This window comes from Agromyces sp. CCNWLW203 (assembly GCF_036576125.1).
GTDB lineage: Bacteria > Actinomycetota > Actinomycetes > Actinomycetales > Microbacteriaceae > Agromyces.
In genome coordinates, this window is sequence record NZ_JAZHYX010000006.1 from 129,794 (window position 1) to 152,507 (window position 22,714).

The 22,714-nt window shown below is 69.7% G+C and carries 23 protein-coding genes; 6 read left to right on the forward strand and 17 right to left on the reverse strand.

What is annotated here, in order from left to right:
- The first annotated feature begins 156 nt into the window (after positions 1 to 156).
- The gene (locus VPH61_RS14445) at positions 157 to 816 is read left to right on the forward strand and encodes a trimeric intracellular cation channel family protein (protein WP_332064207.1); all 660 of its coding nucleotides are present in this window, start codon (positions 157 to 159) and stop codon (positions 814 to 816) included.
- A gap of 76 nt (positions 817 to 892) precedes the next feature.
- On the opposite strand, the gene leuA is transcribed toward VPH61_RS14445, so the two are convergent.
- The 13 genes from leuA to hrcA all read right to left on the reverse strand — a co-directional run bounded on the left by leuA (position 893) and on the right by hrcA (position 14,186).
- Entirely contained in the window at positions 893 to 2,668 is a 1,776-nt protein-coding gene (leuA, locus tag VPH61_RS14450; RefSeq protein ID WP_332064208.1) for a 2-isopropylmalate synthase, read from the reverse strand.
- Positions 2,669 to 2,894: 226 nt separating this feature from the next.
- Positions 2,895 to 4,292, reverse strand: a complete 1,398-nt coding sequence (locus VPH61_RS14455; RefSeq protein ID WP_332064209.1) for an ABC transporter permease — start codon at positions 4,290 to 4,292, stop codon at positions 2,895 to 2,897.
- Positions 4,292 to 5,053 carry an ABC transporter ATP-binding protein gene (locus VPH61_RS14460; protein ID WP_332064210.1) on the reverse strand — a complete coding sequence of 254 codons (762 nt, stop codon included), beginning with the start codon at positions 5,051 to 5,053 and terminating at the stop codon, positions 4,292 to 4,294. The genes VPH61_RS14455 and VPH61_RS14460 overlap by 1 nt, the downstream gene beginning before the upstream one ends.
- A gap of 99 nt (positions 5,054 to 5,152) precedes the next feature.
- Complete coding sequence (locus tag VPH61_RS14465) at positions 5,153 to 5,821, reverse strand: response regulator transcription factor (RefSeq protein ID WP_332064211.1); 669 nt, start codon at positions 5,819 to 5,821, stop codon at positions 5,153 to 5,155.
- A complete protein-coding gene (locus tag VPH61_RS14470) occupies positions 5,818 to 7,005 on the reverse strand; it encodes a sensor histidine kinase (RefSeq protein ID WP_332064212.1) in 1,188 nt (395 codons plus the stop codon). Before VPH61_RS14470 ends, VPH61_RS14465 begins: the two co-directional genes overlap by 4 nt.
- A 100-nt stretch (positions 7,006 to 7,105) precedes the next feature.
- Positions 7,106 to 8,014, reverse strand: coding sequence for a GTPase Era (era, locus tag VPH61_RS14475; RefSeq protein ID WP_332064213.1), 909 nt, complete (start codon positions 8,012 to 8,014; stop codon positions 7,106 to 7,108).
- Positions 7,992 to 9,308 (reverse strand): hemolysin family protein, encoded by a 1,317-nt coding sequence (locus tag VPH61_RS14480; protein ID WP_332064214.1) that lies wholly within the window; start codon positions 9,306 to 9,308, stop codon positions 7,992 to 7,994. Before VPH61_RS14480 ends, era begins: the two co-directional genes overlap by 23 nt.
- Positions 9,309 to 9,310: 2 nt before the next feature.
- Positions 9,311 to 9,772: an rRNA maturation RNase YbeY gene (ybeY, locus tag VPH61_RS14485; protein WP_332064215.1), complete on the reverse strand. Its 462-nt coding sequence runs from the start codon at positions 9,770 to 9,772 to the stop codon at positions 9,311 to 9,313.
- Positions 9,769 to 10,785: a PhoH family protein gene (locus VPH61_RS14490; protein ID WP_332064409.1), complete on the reverse strand. Its 1,017-nt coding sequence runs from the start codon at positions 10,783 to 10,785 to the stop codon at positions 9,769 to 9,771. Before VPH61_RS14490 ends, ybeY begins: the two co-directional genes overlap by 4 nt.
- An 88-nt stretch (positions 10,786 to 10,873) precedes the next feature.
- Positions 10,874 to 11,236, reverse strand: a complete 363-nt coding sequence (locus VPH61_RS14495) for an HIT domain-containing protein (protein ID WP_332064216.1) — start codon at positions 11,234 to 11,236, stop codon at positions 10,874 to 10,876.
- 24 nt (positions 11,237 to 11,260) lie between these two features.
- On the reverse strand, positions 11,261 to 11,995 hold the full coding sequence (locus VPH61_RS14500; RefSeq protein ID WP_332064217.1) for a 16S rRNA (uracil(1498)-N(3))-methyltransferase: 735 nt from the start codon (positions 11,993 to 11,995) through the stop codon (positions 11,261 to 11,263).
- Positions 11,996 to 12,007: 12 nt separating this feature from the next.
- Positions 12,008 to 13,108 (reverse strand): molecular chaperone DnaJ, encoded by a 1,101-nt coding sequence (gene dnaJ, locus VPH61_RS14505; RefSeq protein WP_332064218.1) that lies wholly within the window; start codon positions 13,106 to 13,108, stop codon positions 12,008 to 12,010.
- Positions 13,109 to 13,163: 55 nt separating this feature from the next.
- A complete protein-coding gene (hrcA, locus tag VPH61_RS14510) occupies positions 13,164 to 14,186 on the reverse strand; it encodes a heat-inducible transcriptional repressor HrcA (protein WP_332064219.1) in 1,023 nt (340 codons plus the stop codon).
- Between the two features lie 196 nt (positions 14,187 to 14,382).
- On the opposite strand from hrcA, the gene VPH61_RS14515 reads away from it, so the two are divergent.
- A complete protein-coding gene (locus VPH61_RS14515) occupies positions 14,383 to 14,811 on the forward strand; it encodes a DUF4870 domain-containing protein (RefSeq protein WP_332064220.1) in 429 nt (142 codons plus the stop codon).
- A gap of 137 nt (positions 14,812 to 14,948) precedes the next feature.
- The gene (locus tag VPH61_RS14520) at positions 14,949 to 15,335 is read left to right on the forward strand and encodes a DUF4870 domain-containing protein (RefSeq protein ID WP_332064221.1); all 387 of its coding nucleotides are present in this window, start codon (positions 14,949 to 14,951) and stop codon (positions 15,333 to 15,335) included.
- Here the strand turns inward: VPH61_RS14520 and hemW are convergent.
- From hemW to VPH61_RS14535, 3 genes are all read right to left on the reverse strand, one after another.
- Positions 15,319 to 16,569 carry a radical SAM family heme chaperone HemW gene (gene hemW / locus VPH61_RS14525; RefSeq protein ID WP_332064222.1) on the reverse strand — a complete coding sequence of 417 codons (1,251 nt, stop codon included), beginning with the start codon at positions 16,567 to 16,569 and terminating at the stop codon, positions 15,319 to 15,321. The two genes, VPH61_RS14520 and hemW, sit on opposite strands and share 17 nt — an antisense overlap.
- 2 nt (positions 16,570 to 16,571) lie before the next feature.
- Positions 16,572 to 17,210: a DUF1990 family protein gene (locus VPH61_RS14530; RefSeq protein WP_332064223.1), complete on the reverse strand. Its 639-nt coding sequence runs from the start codon at positions 17,208 to 17,210 to the stop codon at positions 16,572 to 16,574.
- A gap of 131 nt (positions 17,211 to 17,341) precedes the next feature.
- Positions 17,342 to 18,307: a S66 peptidase family protein gene (locus tag VPH61_RS14535; protein ID WP_332064224.1), complete on the reverse strand. Its 966-nt coding sequence runs from the start codon at positions 18,305 to 18,307 to the stop codon at positions 17,342 to 17,344.
- Positions 18,308 to 18,441: 134 nt separating this feature from the next.
- Between VPH61_RS14535 and fosX the strand changes: the two genes are divergently transcribed.
- Positions 18,442 to 18,894 carry a FosX/FosE/FosI family fosfomycin resistance hydrolase gene (gene fosX / locus VPH61_RS14540; RefSeq protein WP_332064225.1) on the forward strand — a complete coding sequence of 151 codons (453 nt, stop codon included), beginning with the start codon at positions 18,442 to 18,444 and terminating at the stop codon, positions 18,892 to 18,894.
- A 13-nt stretch (positions 18,895 to 18,907) separates the two neighbouring features.
- On the opposite strand, the gene lepA is transcribed toward fosX, so the two are convergent.
- Entirely contained in the window at positions 18,908 to 20,761 is a 1,854-nt protein-coding gene (gene lepA, locus VPH61_RS14545; RefSeq protein ID WP_332064226.1) for a translation elongation factor 4, read from the reverse strand.
- Between the two features lie 79 nt (positions 20,762 to 20,840).
- On the opposite strand from lepA, the gene VPH61_RS14550 reads away from it, so the two are divergent.
- On the forward strand, positions 20,841 to 22,094 hold the full coding sequence (locus tag VPH61_RS14550; protein ID WP_332064227.1) for a sensor histidine kinase: 1,254 nt from the start codon (positions 20,841 to 20,843) through the stop codon (positions 22,092 to 22,094).
- Positions 22,091 to 22,714 carry a response regulator transcription factor gene (locus VPH61_RS14555; protein ID WP_332064228.1) on the forward strand — a complete coding sequence of 208 codons (624 nt, stop codon included), beginning with the start codon at positions 22,091 to 22,093 and terminating at the stop codon, positions 22,712 to 22,714. Before VPH61_RS14550 ends, VPH61_RS14555 begins: the two co-directional genes overlap by 4 nt.

The following is a 22,714-nucleotide window of genomic DNA, read 5'->3' on the forward strand; positions in this document are numbered from 1 at the left end:
CTCCCACCCCGTGGGCGCGAACCGTCCGAAGCGGATGCCGCGGCGCCCCCGATCCGCGACATTCCGCGCCGTCCGCTCCGGCGCAGGCTCGTGCAGCTCGCCGACCCCGGGGGTCACCTTCGAGCGGTTCCGCTCTGCGCGTGATTCACTGGTGCCGTGAGCTCCGCACTCTTCGTCATCCCGCTCTGGCTCGACCTCACCGCAGTGGCGATCGGAGCCATCCAGGGCGCGATGTTTGCGGCCCGTCTCACCGAGCGCCGCATCGACCTGCTCGGCGTCGCGCTCATCGGCGTGCTCGTCGGGCTCGGCGGCGGTCTGCTCCGCGACGTGCTCCTCAACCAGCCGCCCGCGGCCATCTTCGACAACTGGTACCTCCCCGTCGCGACGGCGGCCGCCCTGCTCGGCATGCTGCTGCTCCGCGTGTTCACGAGGCTCAACGGGCTCATCATCGCGCTCGACGCCGTCACGATCGGCCTCTTCGGTGCGATCGGCACGACGAAGGCGCTCGCCTACGGAGCGCCCGTCGTGCCGGCCGTCTTCGTGGGCGTGCTCTCCGCCGTCGGCGGCTCGATCCTCCGCGACGTCGCCCTGAACCTGCCGATCGCGCTCATGCACGTCGGCTCCCTCTACGCGATCGCCGCGACCGTCGGCGCGGCGCTCCTCGTCGTGCTCGTCGCCCTCGGCGTCAACGTCGTCGTCGCGGGCAGCGCCTGCGTGGTCGTGACCACCCTGATCAGGCTGGGTTCGGTGCGCTTCGGCTGGAGCCTGCCCGAGCAACGGGCCCTCGGCTCCTGGAAGGTCTGGCGCCGCGCCTGAGCATGGCGCCCTGAAACGAGCGGATGCCGCGTGCACACCTCGTGCACGCGGCATCCGCTCGTTCGGAATTCAGAGGTCAGACCGCGACGACCTCGCGCTCGGCCCCGACCGGCGCCGCGCTGCGGAGCGCGCGGTTGACGGCTGACACGACCGCCTTCAGCGACGCAGTCGAGATGTCGGCGTCGATGCCGACGCCCCAGAGCACACGGCCCTCGACCTCGAGCTCGACGTAGGCGGCGGCCAGCGAGTTGCCGCTCGCCGCGAGGGTGTGCTCGACGTAGTCGCGCAGTTGCACCTCGACGCCCTCGGCGCCCAGGACGGCGAGGAACGCGGAGATCGGGCCGTTGCCGCTCGCATCCGCCTCGACGCGCTCGTCACCGTCGCGGAGGCCGACTCGGACGTTCACGACGCCGTCGAGCGCGCTTTCGGTGCGGAGCGACAGCAGCTCGAAGCGTCCCCACTTCTCGTCGGGGCGATCCTGCGGCGCGGGCAGGTACTCGTCGTTGAAGACGCGCCAGATCTCGTCGCTCGAGACCTCGCCGCCCTCGGCGTCGGTCTTGGCCTGCACGACGCCCGAGAACTCGATCTGCAGGCGACGCGGCAGGTCGAGCGCGTGGTCGGTCTTCAGCAGGTACGCGACGCCGCCCTTGCCCGACTGGGAGTTGACGCGGATGACGGCTTCGTAGCTGCGGCCGAGGTCGCGCGGGTCGACCGGCAGGTACGGCACAGCCCACTCGAGCTCGCCGAGCGTGACGCCGCGGCGCTCCGCCTCGGCGTCCATGGCCTCGAAGCCCTTCTTGATCGCGTCCTGGTGCGATCCGGAGAACGCCGTGTAGACGAGGTCGCCGGCCCACGGGTGGCGCTCGGGCACCGGCAGCTGGTTGCAGTACTCGACGGTGCGCTTGACCTCGTCGACGTCGGAGAAGTCGATCTGCGGGTCGATGCCCTGCGTGAACAGGTTGATGCCGAGCGCGACGAGATCGACGTTGCCGGTGCGCTCGCCGTTGCCGAAGAGGCATCCCTCGATGCGGTCGGCGCCGGCCAGGTAGCCGAGCTCGGCCGCGGCGACCGCGGTGCCGCGGTCGTTGTGGGGGTGCAGCGAGAGGATCACGTTCTCGCGGTGGGCGAGGTGCCGCGACATCCACTCGATCGAGTCGGCGTAGACGTTGGGCGTGGCCATCTCGACGGTCGCCGGCAGGTTGATGATGACCTTGCGCTCGGGCGTCGGCTCGAAGATCTCGATGACCTGGTTGCAGACGTCGACCGCGAACTCGAGCTCGGTTCCGGTGTAGCTCTCGGGCGAGTACTCGTAGAAGACGGTGGTGCCGGGAATCGACGCCTCCATCTCGCGACAGGTGCGAGCGCCGTGCAGGGCGATGTCGATGATGCCCTGCTGGTCGGTGCGGAAGACGACCTCGCGCTGCAGGATGCTCGTCGAGTTGTAGAGGTGCACGATGGCCTGCTTCGCACCGGCGATCGACTCGTAGGTGCGCTCAATGAGGTGGTCGCGGGCCTGGGTCAGCACCTGGATGGTGACGTCGTCGGGAATCGCGTTGCCCTCGATCAGGCTGCGCACGAAGTCGAAGTCGGTCTGGCTCGCCGAGGGGAACCCGACCTCGATCTCCTTGTATCCCATCTTCACCAGGAGGTCGAACATGATGCGCTTGCGCTCGGGACTCATCGGGTCGATGAGGGCCTGGTTGCCGTCGCGCAGGTCGACCGCGCACCAGCGCGGCGCGACCTCGATGCGCTTCGACGGCCACGTGCGATCGGGCAGATCGACGCGGATCTGCTCGTGGAACGGTCGGTAGCGATGCACGGGCATCGACGACGGCTGCTGGGTGTTCTGCATGGGGTGCTCTTCTCGCTTACGGATGGGTTTCAGCCGACGACGAACTCCGCAGCGAGGGAGGCCTGAGAACTAGGACTCGCTGCGGCAGCTAAGGAGAAGCAGGCCGGGAAGCACACGCCAAGGCTAACACCACCGCTGTTCGGTCGCGCAATGTGACGGAACGAGCGGATGCCTCCCCCGACGCATCCGCTCGTTCCGTGCCCCTCAGCACCCTGCGGTGCTATCCCTAGTCGACCGCGAGGGCGACCACCGGCGAGACGCGCATCGCGCGCCGGGCCGGGGCGATGGAGGCGACGAGCGTGAGCACGCCCGCCGCCACGAGCAGCCCGCCGAACAGCGCCCACGGCAGGCCGGGCAGCACGAACGTCGGCTCCGCCTGGGCACCGCCGAGCAGCGCCTGCGCCCCGGCCCAGCCGTAGCCGAACCCGAGCACGATGCCCGTGAAGGTGGCCGCGAGGGTGAGCGCCGCGCTCTCGACGACGATCATGTGGCGCAGCTGCCGGCGGTCGAAGCCGAGTGCTCGCAGCAGGCCGAGTTCACGGGTGCGCTGCATGACGCTCAGCGAGAGGGTGTTCACCATGCCGATCGCCGCGATGAGTGCGCTGAAGCCGATGAGCACGGTGAAGACCGCCACCGTGACGTTCAGCATCTCGTCGATGCCCGCGTACACCTCGGGGTGCGCCTCCTGCGCGGCGAGCAGCATCGCCCGATACGACTCCATCGTCACCGAGAAGGTCGTCACGAGCGTGACGCCGATCACGAGGCCGATCGTCATGCGGGAGCTGCGCTCGGGGTGGCGCACGGCGTTCTCGGCCGCGAGGCGCGCCGCCGGCGAGCTGCCGAAGAGACGGCCGACGAGGCGCAGCACCGGCGGCATCACGACGTGGGCGCCGAGCACGATGCCCGTGAACGAGACGAGACCGCCGACCATGCCGACGAGCACCCCGTACGGCTCGCTGAGCCCCCAGATGACCCCGGCCACCAAAAGGCCGATGCCGACGATGAAGAGCACGAGGGCCGTGACGTTGCGTCCGCGACGACGACCGAGCTCCTCGCGGTCCTGCTCGTTGGCGTTGCCGATCGCCTGGATCGGGCGCACCCTGAGCACCCGGCGCGACCCGACCCATGATGCGAGCCACGTGGTGATGACGACCGCGACCGCCGGCAGCGCGATCAGCGCGTTCAGATAGTCGTAGTCGGTCGCCGGCATGAGATCGTTCGCGACGGAGAGTTCTTCGAGCCCGAACGCGATCACCGTGCCGGCCACGACTCCGATCGCGGCACCGATGGCGCCGACGAGCAGGCCCTCGCGGGCGATCTGGGCACGCTGCGCACGAGCGCTCGAGCCGATGAGCCGCAGCAGGGCGATGAGCCGCGTGCGACCCGCCACCACGGTCGAGACGGTGTTGGCCGTCACGATCGCGCTCACGTAGACCGCGATCACGATGAAGACGACGGCGACCAGGCCGAGCATGAGCGCGACCGTGCCGCTCTCACCCGTGACGTCGTCGGCCGCGATCGCGGCGGCGAGCAGTCCCGTGATGTGCAGTAGGGCGACCCCGAACGTGCCGGCGAGGGCAGCGACGAGCAGCGTCGGCCACTGGTCCTTCAGCCGCGTGTGCATCAGGCCGCGACCTCCATCGAGAGCATGAACGCCGAGATCTCCTCGGCGCTCGAACGACCCGAGTCGCGCACGATGCGACCGTCGGCGAGGTACAGGATGCGATCGGCGTGGCTCGCGGCGACGGGGTCGTGCGTGACCATCGCAATGGACTGGCCGTAGCGCGCGCTCGCTGCAGCGAGCAGGCCGAGCACCTCCCGCCCCGTTCGCGAGTCGAGGTTGCCGGTCGGCTCGTCGGCGAAGACGAGGTCGGGGCGGGTCGCGAGCGCTCGGGCGATCGCCACGCGCTGCTGCTGGCCGCCCGACAACTCGTGCGGCCGGTGTCCGATGCGTGGCCGGAGGCCCAGCGTGTCGAGGAGCTCGTCGATCCAGGCCTGCTCCTCGCGCGTCGGGCGGCGCCCGTCGAGGTCGAACGGCAGCATCACGTTGCCGCGCACGTCGAGCGTCGGCACGAGGTTGAACGACTGGAAGATGAAGCCGATGCGGCGGCGGCGGAGCACGGTCAGTGCCGAGTCGGAGAGCTCGGTGATGTCGGTGTCGCCGAGCCACACCTGGCCGGCCGTCGGCGAGTCGAGGCCCGCCATGATGTGCATGAGCGTGGACTTGCCCGAGCCGGAGGGGCCCATGATGGCGGTGAACTCGCCGCGGCGGAGCCCGAGCGAGACGTCGTCGAGTGCGGTGACGGCGCTCGCACCGGTTCCGTAGCGCTTGCCGAGTTCGGTCACGCGGGCGATCAGGCCGAGGTCGGAGGGTTGGATCTGCATGTCTTCGACGCTACGGATGGCACGGGTGCCGCGGCATCCGGCGCTTGGATGGTTCGCCGTCATCCTGCAGGATGACCTGCGGCCTGGCCGCCGGCGCGCCTACTCGGTCGGGAGCTCGTGCTCGTAGGCGAAGACGACGAGCTGCACGCGGTCGCGGAGCCCGAGCTTGGCGAGGATGCGGCTCACGTGCGTCTTCACGGTCGCCTCCGACAGGAACTCGGATGCCGCGATCTCGCCGTTGCTGAGGCCCCGCGCGGCCAGGGCGAAGATCTCGCGTTCGCGGGGCGTCAGCTCGGACCAGGCCGCCGGCGCCGGGCGCCTGCCGCTCCCCCGGCCCACGTGCGCGAAGAGCGCGCGCGTCGCCGCAGCCGCGATCACCTGGTTGCCCTGGTGCACGGTGCGGATCGCCGCGAGCAGGAACTCGGGGTCGGCGTCCTTCAGCACGAAGCCGCTCGCGCCGGCGCGAATGGCTCGCGCCGCATTCTCGTCGAGGTCGAAGGTCGTGAGCACGAGGATGCGCGGCGCGGCCACGCCGTCGCGGTCGGCCGCGGCGATGATCTGCTCCGTCGCCGCGATGCCGTCCTGCACGGGCATGCGCACGTCCATGAGCACGACGTCGGGGCGCTCACGACGCGCGAGGTCGACGGCGGCCCCGCCGTCGCTCGCCTCCCCCACGACCTCGAGGTCGGGCTGCGACTCGACGAGCATGCGCACGCCGGCACGGAACAGGGCCTGGTCGTCGACGAGGGCGACGCGGATGCCGCTCATGCGGGCCTTCCCGCCTGCGCCGGGATGCGCGCGGTCACGCGGAACATCGCGTCGGCGCCGGCCTCAACGAGGAGCGTGCCGCCGGCGAGCTGCGCCCGTTCGCGCATGCCCGGGATACCGTGCCGGAATGCGTGCGAATCGGGTGCGGCGGCATCCGCTCGCCTCGCGTTCACGAGCGAGACCGTGACGCCCTCGGCGTCCCAGGCCAGCCCGAGGTGGACGGGTTCGGTGACGTCGCCGTGGCGAAGCGCATTCGTGAGACCCTCCTGTGCGATGCGGTAGACCGCGATCTGGTGACCGGTGCCGAGCGGCAGCCGCTCGCCGGTCTCGGTGAAGCGGAGGTCGAGTCCGGCGGCGCGCACCTGCGCGAGCAGGCCGTCGAGGTCGTCGAGCACGGGCTGCGGTGCCCCTGCCTCGTCGTGCCGCAGTTCGGCGAGGAGCAGGCGTACGTCGCCGAGCGCCCCGCGGGCCACGCCTGCGATCGTGCCGAGCGCGTCGACGGCCGCCTCGGGCCGGGTCGGCGCGGCGAATCGTGCACCGTCGGCCTGCGCGATCACGACCGCGAGCGAGTGCGCCACGACGTCGTGCATGTCGCGCGCGATGCGGTTGCGCTCCTGCTCGACGACGTAGCGGTACTCGACGAGTTCGCGCTCGCGATTCGCGGCCTCCTCACGGCGGCGCACCTCGCGTGTGTCACGAACCGAGCGCACGAGGAGCCCGGCCGTCCACGAGAGCACCAGCAGTGCGATGGAGGCGACGAAGAGCACGAGGGTCAGCACGACCATGCTGACGGTGTCCTGCGGGCCGGCGAATCCGGCGTTGTCGATGAGCGGCTTCACGACCGCGAGGTATCCGGTCGCGATCAGGGCGCCGACGCCGGCCGAGGCGAGGCCCAGCCACTTGACGAGTCGCCCGCCGTGCGCCGCCGTCGAGTACAGCACCCCGATCACGGCGACGTCGTACAACTGCAGGTCACGCAGCCACAACATCTGAACGAGCGCCCCGCCCCAGGCGAGGCCGAGGGACCACCCGGGCGATGCCCGGCGCATCGCGAGCGCCGCGGAGAAGGCGAGGAGGGCGATGATGTCGGCCAACTCGCCGAGCACCGCGAACGGCATGCACACGAACCCGAACACGACGGCGAGCACGATGTCGGTCGTGAGCTTCGCGCGGCTGATGGTCATGGGCACCGATCCACCGTACGCGCTCGGGCGCCGGCGGGGCTCAGCGGAAGCGCGGAATCATCCTCGAGTCGTACGTCTGGGCGCACCGGACCCCGAACGCTCAGAAGCCGAGTCGGCCGAGCTGCTTCGGGTCGCGCTGCCATTCCTTCGCGACCTTCACGTGCAGCGCCAGGTGCACCTTGCGACCGAGCAGTCCCTCGATCTGCGCGCGGGCGGTCGTGCCGACCTCGCGCAGTCGCGAACCGCCCTTGCCGATGATGATCCCCTTCTGGCTGTCGCGCTCGACGTAGAGGTTCGCGTAGATCTCGAGCAGGTCTTTGTCTTCGCGCTCGACCATGTCGTCGACCGTGACCGCGATGGAGTGCGGCAGCTCGTCGGAGACTCCCTCGAGCGCCGCCTCGCGGATGAACTCCGCGATGCGCTCGCTGGTGTCTTCGTCGGTCAGGGTCTCGGCCGGATACAACGGCTGCTCGGACTCGGGCAGGAGGGCCATCAGTTCGTCGACGAGCACGTCGAGCTGCTCGCCCTGCGGCGCACTGACGGGGATGATCGCCGCCCACTCGCGGAGCTCGGAGACCGCCAGCAGGTGCTCGGCGATCTTCGACTTCGACGCGGCATCCGTCTTCGTGACGATTGCGACCTTCTTGGCCCGCGGATACTGCTCGAGCTGCTCGTTGATGTAGCGGTCGCCAGGGCCGATCGGCTCGTTCGCCGGCACGCAGAACGCGATGACGTCGACGTCGCCGAGGGTCGACTGCACGAGCGAGTTCAGGCGCTCGCCGAGGAGCGTGCGCGGACGGTGCAGGCCCGGCGTGTCGACGAGGATGATCTGCCCGTGCTCTCGGTGCACGATGCCCCGGATGGCGCGGCGCGTCGTCTGCGGCTTCGAACTCGTGATCGCGACCTTCTCGCCGACGAGGGCGTTCGTGAGCGTCGACTTGCCGACGTTCGGCCGCCCCACGAACGAGACGAATCCGGCATGATACTCAGCCACGGGAGTTCCTTCCATCGGTGTCGCCCGACTCGAACGCGCTCTGCACGTCGATGAGCGCCTGGTCGCGCTCGACGAGGATCGTCGAGATGCGCTTGCGTCGTCCTTCGGTGCGCTCGGCCTCGAGCACGAGCCCGGAAACGGTGACCCGCTCGCCGGACTGGGCGAGACGCCCGAGCTCCTTCGCGAGCAGCCCGCCCGCCGAGTCGACGTCTTCGTCTTCGATGTCGAGTCCGAAGAGCTCGCCGAGCTCGTCGATCGGCAGGCGCGCGTTCACTCGGAATCGCCCGCCGCCGAGGTCTTCGACCTGCGCCGCCTCACGGTCGTACTCGTCGGAGATGTCACCGACGAGCTCTTCGATCACGTCTTCGAGGGTGACGAGGCCCGCGATGCCGCCGTACTCGTCGACCACCATCGCGAGGTGGTTGGACTCGAGCTGCATCTGCCGCAGGAGCGCGTCTGCCTTCATCGAATCGGGTACGAAGAGCGCGGGGCGTACGAGCTCACCGACAGTGAGCCCTTCGGCGTCGAGCGGGCGCTCGAAGCCGAGGCGTGCAAGGTCGCGGAGGTACAGCACGCCCGTCACGTCGTCGGCGTCGCGCTCGACCACCGGGATGCGCGAATAGCCCTCTTTCAGGAACAGCGCCATCGCCTGCTGCAGGTGGGCGGCCGCCTCGATCGTGACCATGTCGGTGCGCGGCACCATGACCTCGCGCACGACGGTGTCGTTGAACTCGAAGATCGAGTGGATGAGCTCTCGGTCGCCCTCTTCGAGCACCTCGAACTCGGTCGCCTCGTCGACCATGCTGAGCAGCTGCTCTTCGCTCGAGACGCCGGCGAAGCGGATGCGCCCGGGCGTCACGCGGTTGCCGAGCGAGACGAGGGCGCCGGCGAGCGGGCCGAGCAGCACGCGCAGGAAGTGCACGAGCGGCGCGGTGAAACGGAGCACCGCCTCGGCGTTCACCCGGCCGACGCTGCGCGGGCTCGCGCCCACGAGCACGAAGGAGACGGCCGTCATGATGAGCGCCGAGTACAACAGCACGAGCCACACGTTGTCGAGGAATGACGCGAACGCGAGCGTCACGAGCACCGCGGCCGTCGTCTCGGCGATGATGCGCACGAAGTTCACGGCGTTGACGTGGGCGCCGGTGTCATCGGCGATCGCGAGCAGCGAGCGCCGGGCGCGGGATTCGAACGCGAGCTCGGTCACGTCGGCGCGGGAGCTCGAGGCGATCGCCGAGTCGACGGCGGCCATGAGACCGCCGAAGGCGACGAGCACGAAGGCCGCACCGAGGAAGAGCCAGGGCTGCATGGTCAGCGGCGTCGCTCCTGCATGGAGAATCCGACGAGGATGTCGCGCTGCACGCCGAACATCTCCTTCTCTTCGTCGGGCTCGGCGTGGTCGAACCCGAGCAGGTGGAGGATGCCGTGGGTGGTCAGCAGCAGCAGTTCGTCGATGAGCTGATGGCCCGCCGTGCGCGCCTGGGACTCGGCGACCTGCGGGCAGAGCACGATGTCGCCGAGCAGGCCGGCCGGCGTCGGCGCGTCATCGGTGCCGGGGCGCAGCTCGTCCATCGGGAAGCTCAGCACGTCGGTCGGGCCGGGCTCGTCCATCCACTGCACGTGCAGCTGCTCCATGGCGCCCTCGTCGACGAGCACGATGGCGATCTCGGCGTCGGGGTGCACGTGCATCGCGTCGAGCGCGTAGACGGCGAGCCGCTGGATCGCGGCCTCGTCGACCTCGATCGCCGACTCGTTGTTGATCTCGATGCTCATGCCTTGCCCTTCCTCGGCAGGTGGTCGCGGGGGCCGGCGCCGCGCCGTTCTGCGCGATTGGCGAACTCTCGCGCCTGGTCGCGCTCGAATCGTTGCGCCTGCTGGCGCTGGTCGTAGTCGGTGTAGGCGTCGACGATGCGGCCGACGAGAGTGTGCCGCACGACGTCGTCGCTCGTCAGTCGCACGAATTCGATGTCGTCGACGTGGTCGAGGATGCGCGTCACGAGCCGCAGGCCGCTGGCGCCTGTCGGCAGGTCGACCTGGGTGATGTCGCCCGTGACGACCATGCGCGAGCCGAAGCCCAGGCGCGTGAGGAACATCTTCATCTGCTCGGGCGTCGTGTTCTGCGCCTCGTCGAGCACGACGAAGGAGTCGTTGAGCGTGCGGCCGCGCATGTACGCGAGCGGTGCGACCTCGACGGTGCCCGAGGCGAGCAGCTTCGGCACGAGTTCGGGGTCCATCATCTCGTTGAGCGCGTCGTAGAGCGGCCGCAGGTACGGGTCGATCTTGTCGGTGAGCGTGCCGGGCAGGAAGCCCAGCCGCTCGCCCGCCTCGACCGCGGGGCGAGTCAGGATGATGCGGCTGACCTCTTTGCGCTGCAGCGCCTGCACGGCCTTCGCCATCGCGAGATAGGTCTTGCCGGTACCCGCGGGCCCGATGCCGAACACGATGGTGTGCTCGTCGATCGCGTCGACGTAGCGGCGCTGACCCTCGGTCTTCGGCCGGATCGTCTTGCCCCGGCTCGAGACGATGACCTGCCCGAGCAGTTCGGACGGCTTGGAATTGGAATCGGCATCGAGCATTCGGGCCGAGCTCCTCACTTCGGTGGGTGTCGGATCCTGCCCGGCGCGTACGAGCTCGAGCAGTTCTTCGATGAGTCGGCGCACGTGCATGCGCCCGTCGGCGTCACCGCGGATCGCGATCTCGTTGCCGCGCACGTGCACCTCGACACCGGGGTACTCGCGCTGCACCTGCGCGAGCAGGCGATCCTGCGGGCCGAGGAGTCGCACCATGGCGATGCCGTCGATGGTGAGCCGCTCCTCGTCGGCCGTGACGGCCTCCGCGGCTGGGCGGTCGGCCGCGGCGCGGTCGTCGATCGGATCAGTCTCCGGCAAGCGTGGCCTCCTCGAGACCGCCGGCCAAGACGTGCGCGTGCACGTGGAAGATCGTCTGGCCCGCGGCGGCTCCGGTGTTGAAGACGAGGCGGAACTGGCCGTCGGCGAGATCGTTGGCCACGCCCTGCGCGACCTCGACGAGTTCGGCGAGCAGACCGGGGTCGCCGGCGGCGAGCTCGACGACGTCGCGGTAGTCACCCGACTTCGGCGTCACGACGACGTGCACCGGCGCCTTCGGCGCGATGTCGTGGAACGCGATGACCCGTTCGGTCTCGGCGACGAGGCGCGCGGGGATCTCACGGGCGGCGATGCGCTCGAAGAGGGTCGGTTCTGCGCGGGACTCGGTCATGACTCCATCGTAGCGACGGATGCCTCACCACCGCCCGAGCGCGGCGTTCAGCACGGCGATCGCGGCGGGCCCCGCCGTCGACGTGCGCAGCACCGATGCCCCGAGCCGCACGGGTTCGGCGCCGGATGCCGTGAGCCGCTCGATCTCGGCCGGCGAGATGCCGCCTTCGGGGCCGACGACGAGTGCGAGATCACGGCCATCCGGTCGGATGTCGGTGAGCAGCGCCGTGGCGGTCGGCTCGAGCAGCAGCATCCGCTGGCCTTCGAGGCGCTCGGTGAGCTGCGCCGTCGTCGTGACGGGCGCGACCACCGGCAGCCAGGCGCGGATCGACTGCTTGACCGCCTCACGCACGATGGTCGCCCAGCGCTGGCGGCCCTTCTCGGCCTTCGGCCCCTCCCAGCGGGAGACCGAGCGGCTCGCCGCCCACGGCACGATCGCGTCGACGCCGAGCTCGGTCGCGGCCTGCACGGCGAGCTCGTCGCGGTCGCCCTTCGCGAGCGCCTGCACGAGGGTGATGCGCGGGGTCGCCGCCTCTTCGACGAGCACCTCGTCGACGGTCAGTTCGAGCTCCCGGGCGCCCGTCGAGGCGACGACGCCGTGCACGAGCGTGCCGCGTCCGTCGCCGATCGCGATGCGCTCACCCGCCCGCACGCGCGAGACGGTGACCGCGTGGCGCGCCTCGTCGCCCGAGAGCGCCACGGTCGCGCCGGGGGCGACGGCTGCGAGATCGAGCGTCTCGTCGAGGTAGAGGTGGCTCACCGCGGCATCCGCCTAGCCGAGGAACCGGTCGCGCAGGCGGGCGAAGATGCCCTGCTGGAAGTGGCTGAGCTCGGGCGCGGGCGCCTTCTTCGAGGCGGCGAACTGCTGCATGAGATCGCGTTCCTTCGACGAGAGCTTCGTCGGCGTGACCACCTGGATGCCGACCTTGAGGTCGCCGCGGCCCGAGCCACGCAGGCGCGAGACGCCTCGGTCTTTCACCGTGAGGATCTCGCCGCTCTGGAGGCCGGCCTTGAGCTCGACCTCGACGTCGCCGTCGAGTGCGGCGACCGTCGCGTGCGTGCCGAGGATCGCATCGGTCATCGAGACCTCGAGCGTGCACAGCAGGTCGTCGCCGTTGCGGCTGAAGACGTCGTGGTTCTTGACCTTGATCTCGAGGTAGAGATCGCCGTTGGGGCCGCCGGCGGGGCCGGCCTCGCCCGAGCCCGGCATCTGCAGGCGCACGCCGGTGTCCACGCCCGCGGGGATGTCTACCGGAACAGTGCGACGCGCGCGCACGCGGCCCTGCCCCTGGCACGTCACGCACGGCGTCGCGATGACGGTGCCGTAGCCCCGGCAGGTGCCGCAGGGACTTGAGGTCATGACGTTGCCGAGGAGCGAGCGCACCGAGCGCTGAATCGAGCCGGTGCCGTGGCAGATGTCGCACGTGACGGGTGAGGTGCCCGGCTGGCAGCACGAGCCGTGGCACGTCTCGCACGTCACCGCGGTGTCGACCTCGATGTCGCGGTGCGTGCCGAAGATGACCTCGTCGAGGCCGACCTCGACGCGCAGCAGCGCATCCTGGCCGCGCTCACGGCGCGAACGCGGCCCGCGGGTCTGCTGTCCCGCCCCGAAGAAGGTCTCGAAGATGTCGCCGAAGCCGCCGAAGTTCTGGCCACCGCCGAAGCCGCCCTGGTCGCCGAGGTCGTACTGCTGACGCTGCTTCGGGTCGGAGAGCACGTCGTAGGCGTGCGTGACCGACTTGAAGCGCTCGGATGCCTCGGCCCCCGGGTTCACGTCGGGGTGGAGTTCACGGGCGAGACGGCGGTACGCCTTCTTGATCTCGTCGGGGGTTGCGTCGTGGGAGACGCCGAGGACCTCGTAGTGGTCGGCCACGGAGGGCTTGTCCTTTCGATTGCCGGATGCCGGTCGCGAGCGACGGACGGCGGGTTCAGTTCTCGCCGAGCGTTCGGGAGAGGTAACGGGCGACGGCGCGAACGGCCGCCATGCTGTGGGAGTAGTCCATGCGGGTGGGTCCGACGATGCCGAGGCGCGAGATGTCGCGGCCCGGGATCGCGAAGGCGCTCGAGACGACCGAGGTCTCACCGAGGCCGAACGAGGCGTTCTCGCGACCGATGCGCACCGTGACGGCGTGCTCGTCGGTCGCCATCTCGCCGAAGAGCTTCAGCAGCACCACTTGCTCTTCGATGGCCTCGATCACGCCGAGGATCGACCCGGCGAAGTCCTGCTCGGTGCGCACGAGGTTCGCCGCGCCGGCGACCACGAGGCGATCCTGCCGCTGGGCTCGCGCCTGCTCGGCGAGGGTGACGGCGAGCGTGTGCAGCACCGCGGCGTGGCGCGGGTCGACGTTGTCGAGCTCGCCCGACAGCGCGTCCGCGGCATCCGCCATCGCTCGGCCGCCCGCGATCTCGTTCAACCGCACACGCAGATCGCCGAGCGTCTGCTCGTCGACCGGCTCCTCGAGCTCGGCGAGGCGCTGCTCGACCTGGCCGGAGTCGGTGATCAGGATGCAGAGCACGCGCTCGGGAGCGAGCGCGATGAGTTCGACATGGCGCACACGCGCACTGCCGAAGCTCGGGTACTGCACGACCGCGAGCTGATTGGTGAGCTGTGCGATGAGTCGAACCGTGCGCGCGAGCAGCTCGTCGAGGTCGCTCGATTCGCCGAGGAAGGTCTCGATCGCCTGCCGCTGGGCCCCGCTCAGCGGGCGCACGTCGGTGAGCTGGTCGACGAAGACGCGGTAACCCTTGTCGGTGGGGATGCGGCCCGACGACGTGTGGGGAGCTGCGATCAGCTCCTCCTCTTCGAGCAGCGCCATGTCGTTGCGGATCGTCGCCGCGGAGACGCCGAAGGCGTGCCGCTCGACGATCGACTTGGAGCCGACGGGTTCACGGGACGCGACGTAGTCCTGCACGATCGCGCGCAGGACGGCGAGGCTGCGTTCGGAGACCATGGCCCTCGCTTCCCTCCATCGCTTAGCACTCGTTCTGAGTGAGTGCTAATCATATCGCGCCATACCGTGACACCGCCGTTGCCAGCCGTGTGGCGCGGCGCTAGCTTATGGGTATCCCCCGCGAGTCACCCCCTTTGCAGCGACCCCCGTCGCGCGAGATGCGGTTCATCTGAGAGCCCCCTGAAAGGCACGCCCCATGACCGATCCCAACGCTTCCAGCCCCGACGCCGACGGCCGCCCGACGCCGCCCGCTCCGCCGCAGGGCGCCCCCGCCGGTGCACCGCAGCCGGTCGCCGCCGAACCCCTCTCGCAGGAGCAGGACGTGCAGTGGGCCTCCTTCGCCCACCTCGGCGGCATCGTCGGATTCCTTCCGTCGCTCATCATCTGGCTCGTCTTCAAAGACCGCGGCTCGTTCACCAACGCCGAGGCGAAGGAAGCACTGAACTTCCAGATCACGATCGTCTTCGCCTACATCATGGGCTCGATCCTCACCGTGATCCTGATCGGCGCCTTCATCGTCTGGGCAGCTTGGATCGTGAGCGTCGTCTTCTCGATCATCGCCTTCCTGAAGGCGAAGGACGGCCAGCACTACCGCTACCCGTTCGCCATCCGCCTCATCAAGTAACCGGCCGCCAGCGAGCGCGCCGGGCGAATTCTTCACCCGGCGCGCCCTGCTGTGCCAGCATGAGAGAGCCTCGACCTTCGCCCATCGGGCGACGAGACCGAAATCTCGCCTCCGCGCGAGCCGACCAAGGAGACATCATGTCCGACGCCACCCCGCCTCCCCCGCCGCCGTCGAACCCCTACCAGCAGGGCGGCTCGCAGCTGAACCCCTCCGACGAGAAGCTCTGGGCGACGCTGATCCACATCGGCGGCATCTTCTTCAGCTTCGTGCCCGCGCTCGTCGGCTACCTGATCCTGAAGGACAAGGGCCCGTTCGTGCGTGCGCACACCGCGACCGCGCTGAACTTCCAGATCACGATGGCGATCGCCTACGTGGTCGGCATCATCACCACGTTCATCGTGATCGGCATCTTCATCCTGATCGCAGTCGCGGTCGTCACGATCGTCTTCAGCATCATCGCCGCGGTGAAGGCCAACCAGGGCCAGCCCTACACCTACCCGCTCTCGATCAAGTTCGTGAGCTGAGCTCCGACGCATCGTCGAGCAGACGCCGCACCACGGCGTCCGCGAGCAGCCGCCCTCTCCTGGTGAGTGTCACCACTCCCGAGAGGGCGGCTTTCGCGTCCACCAGGCCGTCAGCCATGAGTCCTGCGACCGCGTGGCGGCCGGCGGCGTGCAGGCTCGCGATCTCGATGCCCTCGCGAATGCGCGTGAGGAGCAGCACGCGCTCGACCTCACGAGTCGGGCCGTCGAGCGTCTCGCGACCGACCGCGGGCGAGACGCCCGCGGTCACCCGATCGGCGTACGCCGAGGGGTGCTTCGCGTTCCACCAGCGCACGCCGCCGACATGGCTGTGCGCACCGGGGCCCACGCCCCACCAGTCGTCCCCGCGCCAGTAGCCGAGGTTGTGCCGTGACCGGTGCGAGGCATCCGTCGCCCAGTTGCTGACCTCGTACCATTCGTAGCCGGCCGAGGCGAGCAGGTCGTCGGCCAGCTCGTACATGTCGGCCTCGAGGTCGTCGTCGGGCTGCGCGAGCTCGCCGCGGCGGATCTGCCTCGCGAGCTTGGTGCCGTCCTCCACGATGAGCGCGTAGGCGCTCACGTGGTCGGGTCGCTCGGCGACGACGGCCTCGACGCTGCGGCGCCAGTCGTCGATCGACTCCCCCGGCGTGCCGTAGATCAGGTCGAGGCTCACATCGAGGCCGGCGTCGCGCGCCCAGCGTACGACGAGCGGCACCCGCGCCGGGTCGTGCGTGCGATCGAGCGCCGCGAGCACGTGCGGCACGGCGGACTGCATGCCGAACGACACGCGAGTGAAGCCGCCCTCGGCCAGGCGCACGAGATCGTCGGGCCCGACCGAGTCGGGGTTCGCCTCGGTCGTCACCTCGGCGCCAGGTACGAACCCGAACTCGTCACGGATGGCGCCGAGCATGCGCACGAGGTCGTCGGCCGGCAGCAGTGTCGGCGTGCCGCCGCCGAAGAAGACGGTCGACGCCGGGCGAGCAGGCAGAGCGGATGCCTCGAGCATCTGCCGCGACATCCGGACCTCTGCGATCGCGTGGTCGGCGTAGTCGACCTGGCGCGCACCTCGCAGCTCGTCGGACGTGTAGGTGTTGAAGTCGCAGTACCCGCAGCGCACTCGGCAGAACGGCACGTGCAGGTAGACGCCGAACGCGCGGTCGTCTGCGCCGACGGCGGCGGAGGCCGGCAGGAGCCCGTCGGCCGGCGCGGGGTCGCCGAGGGGCAGGGCGGATCCCACGACTAGACGCCGCCGGCGGGGTGCAGCGCCCGCAGTTCGAGGCGGGTGAGCTCACGGCGACGCTTGCGCTGCATCGGCGCGGTGACGCCCGTCGTCGCGAAGATCGAACGGATCGTGAGCCACACGGTGTCGTCGTCGCGGTGCTCGACGATGAAGGACTCCTCGCCGCTCTCGGGGCCGTCGCCGGTCGTGCCGTAGGCGAAGCCGAGGCGCTGCGGCTCGTCGATGACGTAGACGATGAGCACGGGGGTCTTCTCGGTGCCGAACCGCTTCTTGCGCTCGAGCGTCGCGGTCATCCCGGGGGCGATATACGGCGTGCCGTCGGCGCCGAACCGCTCCTCGATGCGCGGTGCCGGCTGGTCGGCGAGGGGCGCGCCCTCGGCGTCGTAGACGATGCCCGGGTACTGGGCACCCGTGCCGGTGGAGATGTCGGCGACCTCGAAGCCCGAGCCGCGCTGGATGCCCCACGTCATGAGCGCCTCCGCGGCGCGCTCGAAGCGTTCGAGGCCCGAGCCGAGGCGCACCGCGTCTTCCGACGGGCGGTAGCCGGCCGGCGGGTAACGGAGGAGGTCGGGCGCGAGGGTCGCCCCGATCGCGCCGTACGTGACCGACTGGTCGGTGAAGGTGCTTCGGCGGGTCATCCGTGGGCCTTTCGTGTGGTGCGGCGCCTGTCGGGCGGGCGCGTCTGGTGCGATCGAGGCTCGACAGGCGAACTCGATTCTACGGAGGTCGCCTGTGTCCGCTCTGGTGATGGCGACTCATCGCCATGGGCTCAGCGTTCGACGACGGCCGATTCGAGCAGCGAGAGGGTCGCGGCATCCGCATCGAGCTGGGCGCGCACGCCGAGCGGCAACAGCAGGTTCGGCGGGTTGTGGCCGATCTCGAGATTCGCGAGCACCGGTACATCGCGGTCGCCGAGCACGTCGAGCACGATCTCTCGAAGGCCGGGTCCGCCCTCGGTGACCTCGATGTCGGCGACCGGGCCGACCACCATGCCCGCGATGCGATCGAGAATGCCCGCGTGGCGGAGCAGGTGCAGGTCGTTCCAGATCATCGAGGTCGAGGTGTTGACCTCCTCCCAGAACAGGATGGCGCCGTCGAAGCGTTCGGGCGAGAGCGCGAACGGCGTCGCCTGCAGGCGCACGAGCCGGTTCAGGAGGCCGCCGATCAGCGGACCGACGACATGGCCACCGCGCCAGGAATCCCAATCATGACCGGACGGCAGCAGGCCGACCGGTGACGTGCTCGTCAGCAGGCGGCTCGAGACGTCGGCGAGCTCCTGCCGCCGTTCCGCACCGGCCTCCTGCCACTCGCCGTACCCGTAGGTCACGAGATCGCCGTGCACACCGACGAGGCCGGTTCGCGAGTGCAGTGCGAGCAGCACGGCGTCGATGTCGCTGAAGCCGACGACGGGTTTCGGGTCGGCCTCGACGGCCGCATAGTCGATCAGGTCGAGGTAGCTCAGGGTCATGCGACCGCCGGTCAGGGCGAAAATCGCCCGTGTCTCGGGATCTCGGAGCAGCCGATTGAACTCGTTTGCGAGCTCTGTCGGCGTCGCGGCACCCCACCACCAGTGGCGCCCGATCTCGACGAGCGGCGAGATCTTCACGTCGAAGCCGAGGCCCCCGAGCTCGGCGACTCCGCGCCTGAAGAGCGGCTCCTCGTCGGCGTCGAGACCACCCGACAGCGCTGCCACGGCGACCGTGTCACCGGGCCGCAGCGCGCCTGGACGCAGCATCCCGACCATGCTCTGCCCCTCTCGGAGTTCGTGCGACCGATCGATGCGGTGCGCCTCGTCACTTGCGGCGACCACGCTAGCGCGACCCGGCGTCGGCGTCGAGAACCCGGGTAGAGGCCGCCGAGAATGGAGGCATGGCAGACACCACCCTTCGAATCGGCAGCTCCGGACTCAGCCACGTGACCTTCATCGTCACCGACCTCGACCGCATGGAGACGATCCTCACGCGCGTGCTCGGGGCGGTGCGCGTGTACGACAGCGGAGCCGAGATGTTCTCGATTTCGGAGGAGCGCTTCTTCCTCGTCGGCGACGAACCGGCGGCGACGTGGGTCGCGATCATGCAGGGCGACGGAGGGCTGCCGCGCTCGTACAACCACGTCGCGTTCCAGGTCGATGCGAGTTCGCTCGACGAGCTGCACCAGGTCATCGATGAACTCGGCCTCGAGCAGCGACCGCCCCGCTCACGAGTGGAGGGTGAGGGAGAGTCGATCTACTTCTACGACGACGACGCACATCTCTTCGAGCTGCACACGGGTTCGCTCCGCGAACGTCTCAGCGCGTACGCGCCGGGGGCGTCCCGGAGGTAGAAACAGCCGAAGGCTACTTCTTGTCCTTCTTCTCGACGTCGCCCGAGAGCGCGGCGATGAACGCCTCTTGGGGGACCTCGACGCGGCCGACCATCTTCATGCGCTTCTTGCCCTCCTTCTGCTTCTCGAGGAGCTTGCGCTTGCGGCTGATGTCGCCGCCGTAGCACTTGGCCAGCACGTCTTTTCGCATTGCACGGATCGACTCGCGCGCGATGATGCGGGCGCCGATCGCGGCCTGGATGGGCACCTCGAACTGTTGGCGAGGGATGAGTTCGCGGAGGCGCCCGGTCATGAGCACGCCGTAGGCGTAGGCCTTGTCGCGGTGCACGATCGCGCTGAACGCGTCGACCTGCTCGCCCTGCAGCAGGATGTCGACCTTCACGAGGTCGGCGGCCTGGTCACCAGTGGGCTCGTAGTCGAGCGAGGCGTAGCCGGCGGTCTTCGATTTCAGCTGGTCGAAGAAGTCGAAGACGATCTCGCCGAGCGGCATGTTGTAGCGGATCTCGACGCGGTCTTCGCCGAGGTACTCCATGCCGATGAGCGAGCCGCGACGCGACTGGCAGAGCTCCATGATCGTGCCGACGTAGTCTTTCGGCGCGAGGATCGCGGCGCGCACCATGGGCTCGCGCACCTCGACGATCTTCGCCCCGGTCGGGAACTCGCTCGGGTTCGTGACGGTGACGGTCTTCTTGTCTTCGGTCGTGACCTCGTAGATCACCGAAGGGGCCGTCGCGATGAGGTCGAGCCCGAACTCACGCTCGAGGCGCTCGGTCACGATCTCGAGGTGCAGGAGGCCGAGGAATCCGCAGCGGAACCCGAAGCCGAGGGCGACGGAAGTCTCGGGCTCGTAGACGAGCGCGGCGTCCGACAGCTTCAGCTTATCGAGCGCCTCGCGGAGCTCGGGGTAGTCGCTGCCGTCGATCGGGTAGAGACCCGAGAAGACCATGGGCAGCGGCTCGGTGTAGCCGGGCAGCGCCTCGGTCGCCGGCTTCGCGGCCGTCGTGACCGTGTCGCCGACCTTCGACTGGCGCACGTCTTTCACACCGGTGATGAGATAGCCGACCTCGCCGATGCCGAGACCCTTCGACGGGGTCGGCTCGGGGGCGCTCACGCCGATCTCGAGGATCTCGTGCGTGGCCCTCGTCGACATCATCTGGATGCGCTCGCGCGGCTTCAGGTGTCCGTCGATCATGCGCACGTAGGTCACGACGCCGCGGTAGCTGTCGTAGACGGAGTCGAAGATCATCGCGCGCGCCGGAGCATCCGCGTTGCCGACCGGCGCCGGAATGCGCTCGACGACGCGGTCGAGCAGCGCCTCGACGCCGACTCCGGTCTTGCCGGAGACCTTCAGCACGTCGTCGGGCGAACCGCCGATGAGGTCGGCGAGCTCCTTCGCGTACTTCTCGGGCTCGGCGGCCGGCAGGTCGATCTTGTTCAGCACCGGGATGATCTCGAGGTCGTTCTCAAGCGCCAGGTAGAGGTTCGCGAGCGTCTGGGCCTCGATGCCCTGCGCCGCGTCGACGAGGAGGATCGCACCTTCGCACGCAGCGAGCGAACGCGAGACCTCGTAGCTGAAGTCGACGTGACCCGGCGTGTCGATCATGTTGAGCGCGTACGAGGCGCCCTCGACCTGCCACGGCATGCGCACGGCCTGGCTCTTGATCGTGATGCCGCGCTCACGCTCGATGTCCATGCGGTCGAGGTACTGCGCGCGCATGTCCCGATCGCTCACCACACCCGTGATACCGAGCATGCGGTCGGCGAGCGTCGACTTGCCGTGGTCGATGTGCGCGATGATGCAGAAGTTGCGGATCAGCGCGGGGTCGGTGGCAGCGGGCACCGGCGGGTTCATGGCTTTCGGGGACATCCTGACGATTCTCCCATGACTTCGCTTCAGACTTTCGACGGATGCCCCGTGGCGCGCCTGCGGGCTACGCTCGGAGCAAATGGCGGTCATCGAGATTCCGAGCGAACGCGTCGCTCCGTCGGCCCTGCGGCCGGTCTTCACAGCGCTCCGACTCGGACTGCACGTGCTCGTCGTCGGCCTCACGCTCTTCGTGGTGGTGCGCGCGCTGCTCGAAGACGCGCCCGATGAGATCCTGGTGACGGTACTCGCCGTCGCGTTCCTCGCCTGCTACGGCGCGGGCATCGCCGCCGCGCACCGGCACCTGCCCACCTGGGCGCGGGCACTCTGGCTCGTGAGCCTGCTCGTGCTGTGGGTCGCGATGTCGGCACTGACACCGGATGCCGCGTTCCTCGCGTTCCCCCTCTTCTTCCTCGAGCTGCACGTGCTCGCCGCACCGATCGCGGTGCCGCTCGTCGTCGTGACCTTCGGCCTCTCGGTCTGGGGCACCGCGACGCACCTCGGGTTCGAGGTCGGCTCGATCCTCGGCCCGCTCATCAGCGCGGGCGTCGCGATCGTCATCGGCCTCGGCTACCGCGCCATGGCGCAGGAGACGCAGGAACGTCAGGCGCTGATCCTCGATCTCATGGCGACGCGCGAAGAGCTCGCGGCCGCGAGCCGGGAGGCCGGCACCCTCGCCGAGCGGGAGCGGCTCGCGAAGGAGATCCACGACACCGTGGCGCAGGGCCTCTCGAGCATCCAGATGCTGCTGCACGCCGCCGAGCGCGACGTCGCCGACGAGTCGACGCAGCAGAAGCTGCAGCTCGCCCGCGAGACGGCGGCGCAGAACCTCGGCGAGACGCGCCGATTCATCCGCGAACTCGCACCGCCGTCGCTCGACGCGCAGACCCTGCCGTCGGCGCTCCGCCGCCTCACCGAGTCGACCACCGAGCAGTCGCTGCAGTCGGGAACTCCCCTCCGCGTCGAGTTCTCCACGAGCGGCGAGCCCGTGATGCTGTCGATGGCGGCCGACGCGGCGCTCCTGCGCATCGCGCAGGGGTCGCTCGCGAACGTGTTGCAGCATGCGTCGGCCACGCGCGCCTCGGTGACGCTCAGCTACCTCGGCGACGAGATCGCGCTCGACGTGGTCGACGACGGGGTCGGATTCCGCCTCCCCGCGACGGGTGGAGCAGGAGCAGGAGCAGGTGCCGAACAGTCGAGCCCGGCCGGCGTTGGCGGCTTCGGCCTCCGGGCCATCCGCCAGCGTGCCGCTGCGCTCGGCGGCACGGTCGACATCGAATCGGCGCCGGGCGAGGGCACTGCGATCTCCGTGCGGATCCCGGCGGTGGCGCCGTGATCCGGATCCTGCTGAGCGACGACCACCCCGTCGTGCGTGCCGGCATCCGCGCGATGCTCGAGAGCGAACCCGACCTCGAGGTCGTCGGCGAGGCGACGACGGCCGAAGACGCGGTACAGCTGGCCGCGGCATCCGATGTCGACCTCGTGCTCATGGACCTGCAGTACCCGGGCGCGATGCAGGGCGCAGAGGCGACCCGTCGCATCCGCTCGCAGGCGGGCTCGCCGCGCGTGCTCGTGCTGACGAACTACGACACCGACGCCGACATCCTCGGGGCGATCGAGGCCGGCGCGAGCGGCTACCTGCTGAAGGATGCCCCGCCCGCCGAGCTCATCGCCGCCGTGCACGCCGCGGCGATCGGCGACGCCGCGCTCGCACCGGGCGTCTCGTCGCGGCTCGACGCCTCGCGCGCAAGCGGCGAGCGACTGACCGTTCGCGAGTCCGAGGTGCTCTCGCTCGTCGCCGAAGGCCGCACGAATCGCGAGATCGGCCGCGTGCTCTTCCTCAGCGAGGCGACCGTCAAGTCGCATCTCGTGCACATCTTCACGAAGCTCGGCGTCGGCTCGCGCACCGCCGCCGTCGCCAGGGCACGCGAACTGGGTGCGATCAGGGCGGGCTGA

Coding starts and splice junctions, on each gene's coding strand:
- lepA (WP_332064226.1), bottom strand. CDS start 20,761: ATGTCCCCGAAAGCCATGAACCCGCCGGTGCCCGCTGCCACCGACCCC.
- VPH61_RS14520 (WP_332064221.1), top strand. CDS start 14,949: ATGTCCGACGCCACCCCGCCTCCCCCGCCGCCGTCGAACCCCTACCAG.
- VPH61_RS14490 (WP_332064409.1), bottom strand. CDS start 10,785: ATGGTGCGACTCCTCGGCCCGCAGGATCGCCTGCTCGCGCAGGTGCAG.
- VPH61_RS14530 (WP_332064223.1), bottom strand. CDS start 17,210: ATGACCCGCCGAAGCACCTTCACCGACCAGTCGGTCACGTACGGCGCG.
- era (WP_332064213.1), bottom strand. CDS start 8,014: ATGGAAGGAACTCCCGTGGCTGAGTATCATGCCGGATTCGTCTCGTTC.
- VPH61_RS14535 (WP_332064224.1), bottom strand. CDS start 18,307: ATGCTGCGTCCAGGCGCGCTGCGGCCCGGTGACACGGTCGCCGTGGCA.
- hrcA (WP_332064219.1), bottom strand. CDS start 14,186: ATGGTCTCCGAACGCAGCCTCGCCGTCCTGCGCGCGATCGTGCAGGAC.
- VPH61_RS14515 (WP_332064220.1), top strand. CDS start 14,383: ATGACCGATCCCAACGCTTCCAGCCCCGACGCCGACGGCCGCCCGACG.
- VPH61_RS14470 (WP_332064212.1), bottom strand. CDS start 7,005: ATGACCATCAGCCGCGCGAAGCTCACGACCGACATCGTGCTCGCCGTC.
- leuA (WP_332064208.1), bottom strand. CDS start 2,668: ATGCAGAACACCCAGCAGCCGTCGTCGATGCCCGTGCATCGCTACCGA.
- VPH61_RS14460 (WP_332064210.1), bottom strand. CDS start 5,053: ATGCAGATCCAACCCTCCGACCTCGGCCTGATCGCCCGCGTGACCGAA.
- VPH61_RS14480 (WP_332064214.1), bottom strand. CDS start 9,308: ATGCAGCCCTGGCTCTTCCTCGGTGCGGCCTTCGTGCTCGTCGCCTTC.
- VPH61_RS14550 (WP_332064227.1), top strand. CDS start 20,841: ATGGCGGTCATCGAGATTCCGAGCGAACGCGTCGCTCCGTCGGCCCTG.
- VPH61_RS14495 (WP_332064216.1), bottom strand. CDS start 11,236: ATGACCGAGTCCCGCGCAGAACCGACCCTCTTCGAGCGCATCGCCGCC.
- ybeY (WP_332064215.1), bottom strand. CDS start 9,772: ATGAGCATCGAGATCAACAACGAGTCGGCGATCGAGGTCGACGAGGCC.
- VPH61_RS14465 (WP_332064211.1), bottom strand. CDS start 5,821: ATGAGCGGCATCCGCGTCGCCCTCGTCGACGACCAGGCCCTGTTCCGT.
- VPH61_RS14455 (WP_332064209.1), bottom strand. CDS start 4,292: ATGCACACGCGGCTGAAGGACCAGTGGCCGACGCTGCTCGTCGCTGCC.
- fosX (WP_332064225.1), top strand. CDS start 18,442: ATGGCAGACACCACCCTTCGAATCGGCAGCTCCGGACTCAGCCACGTG.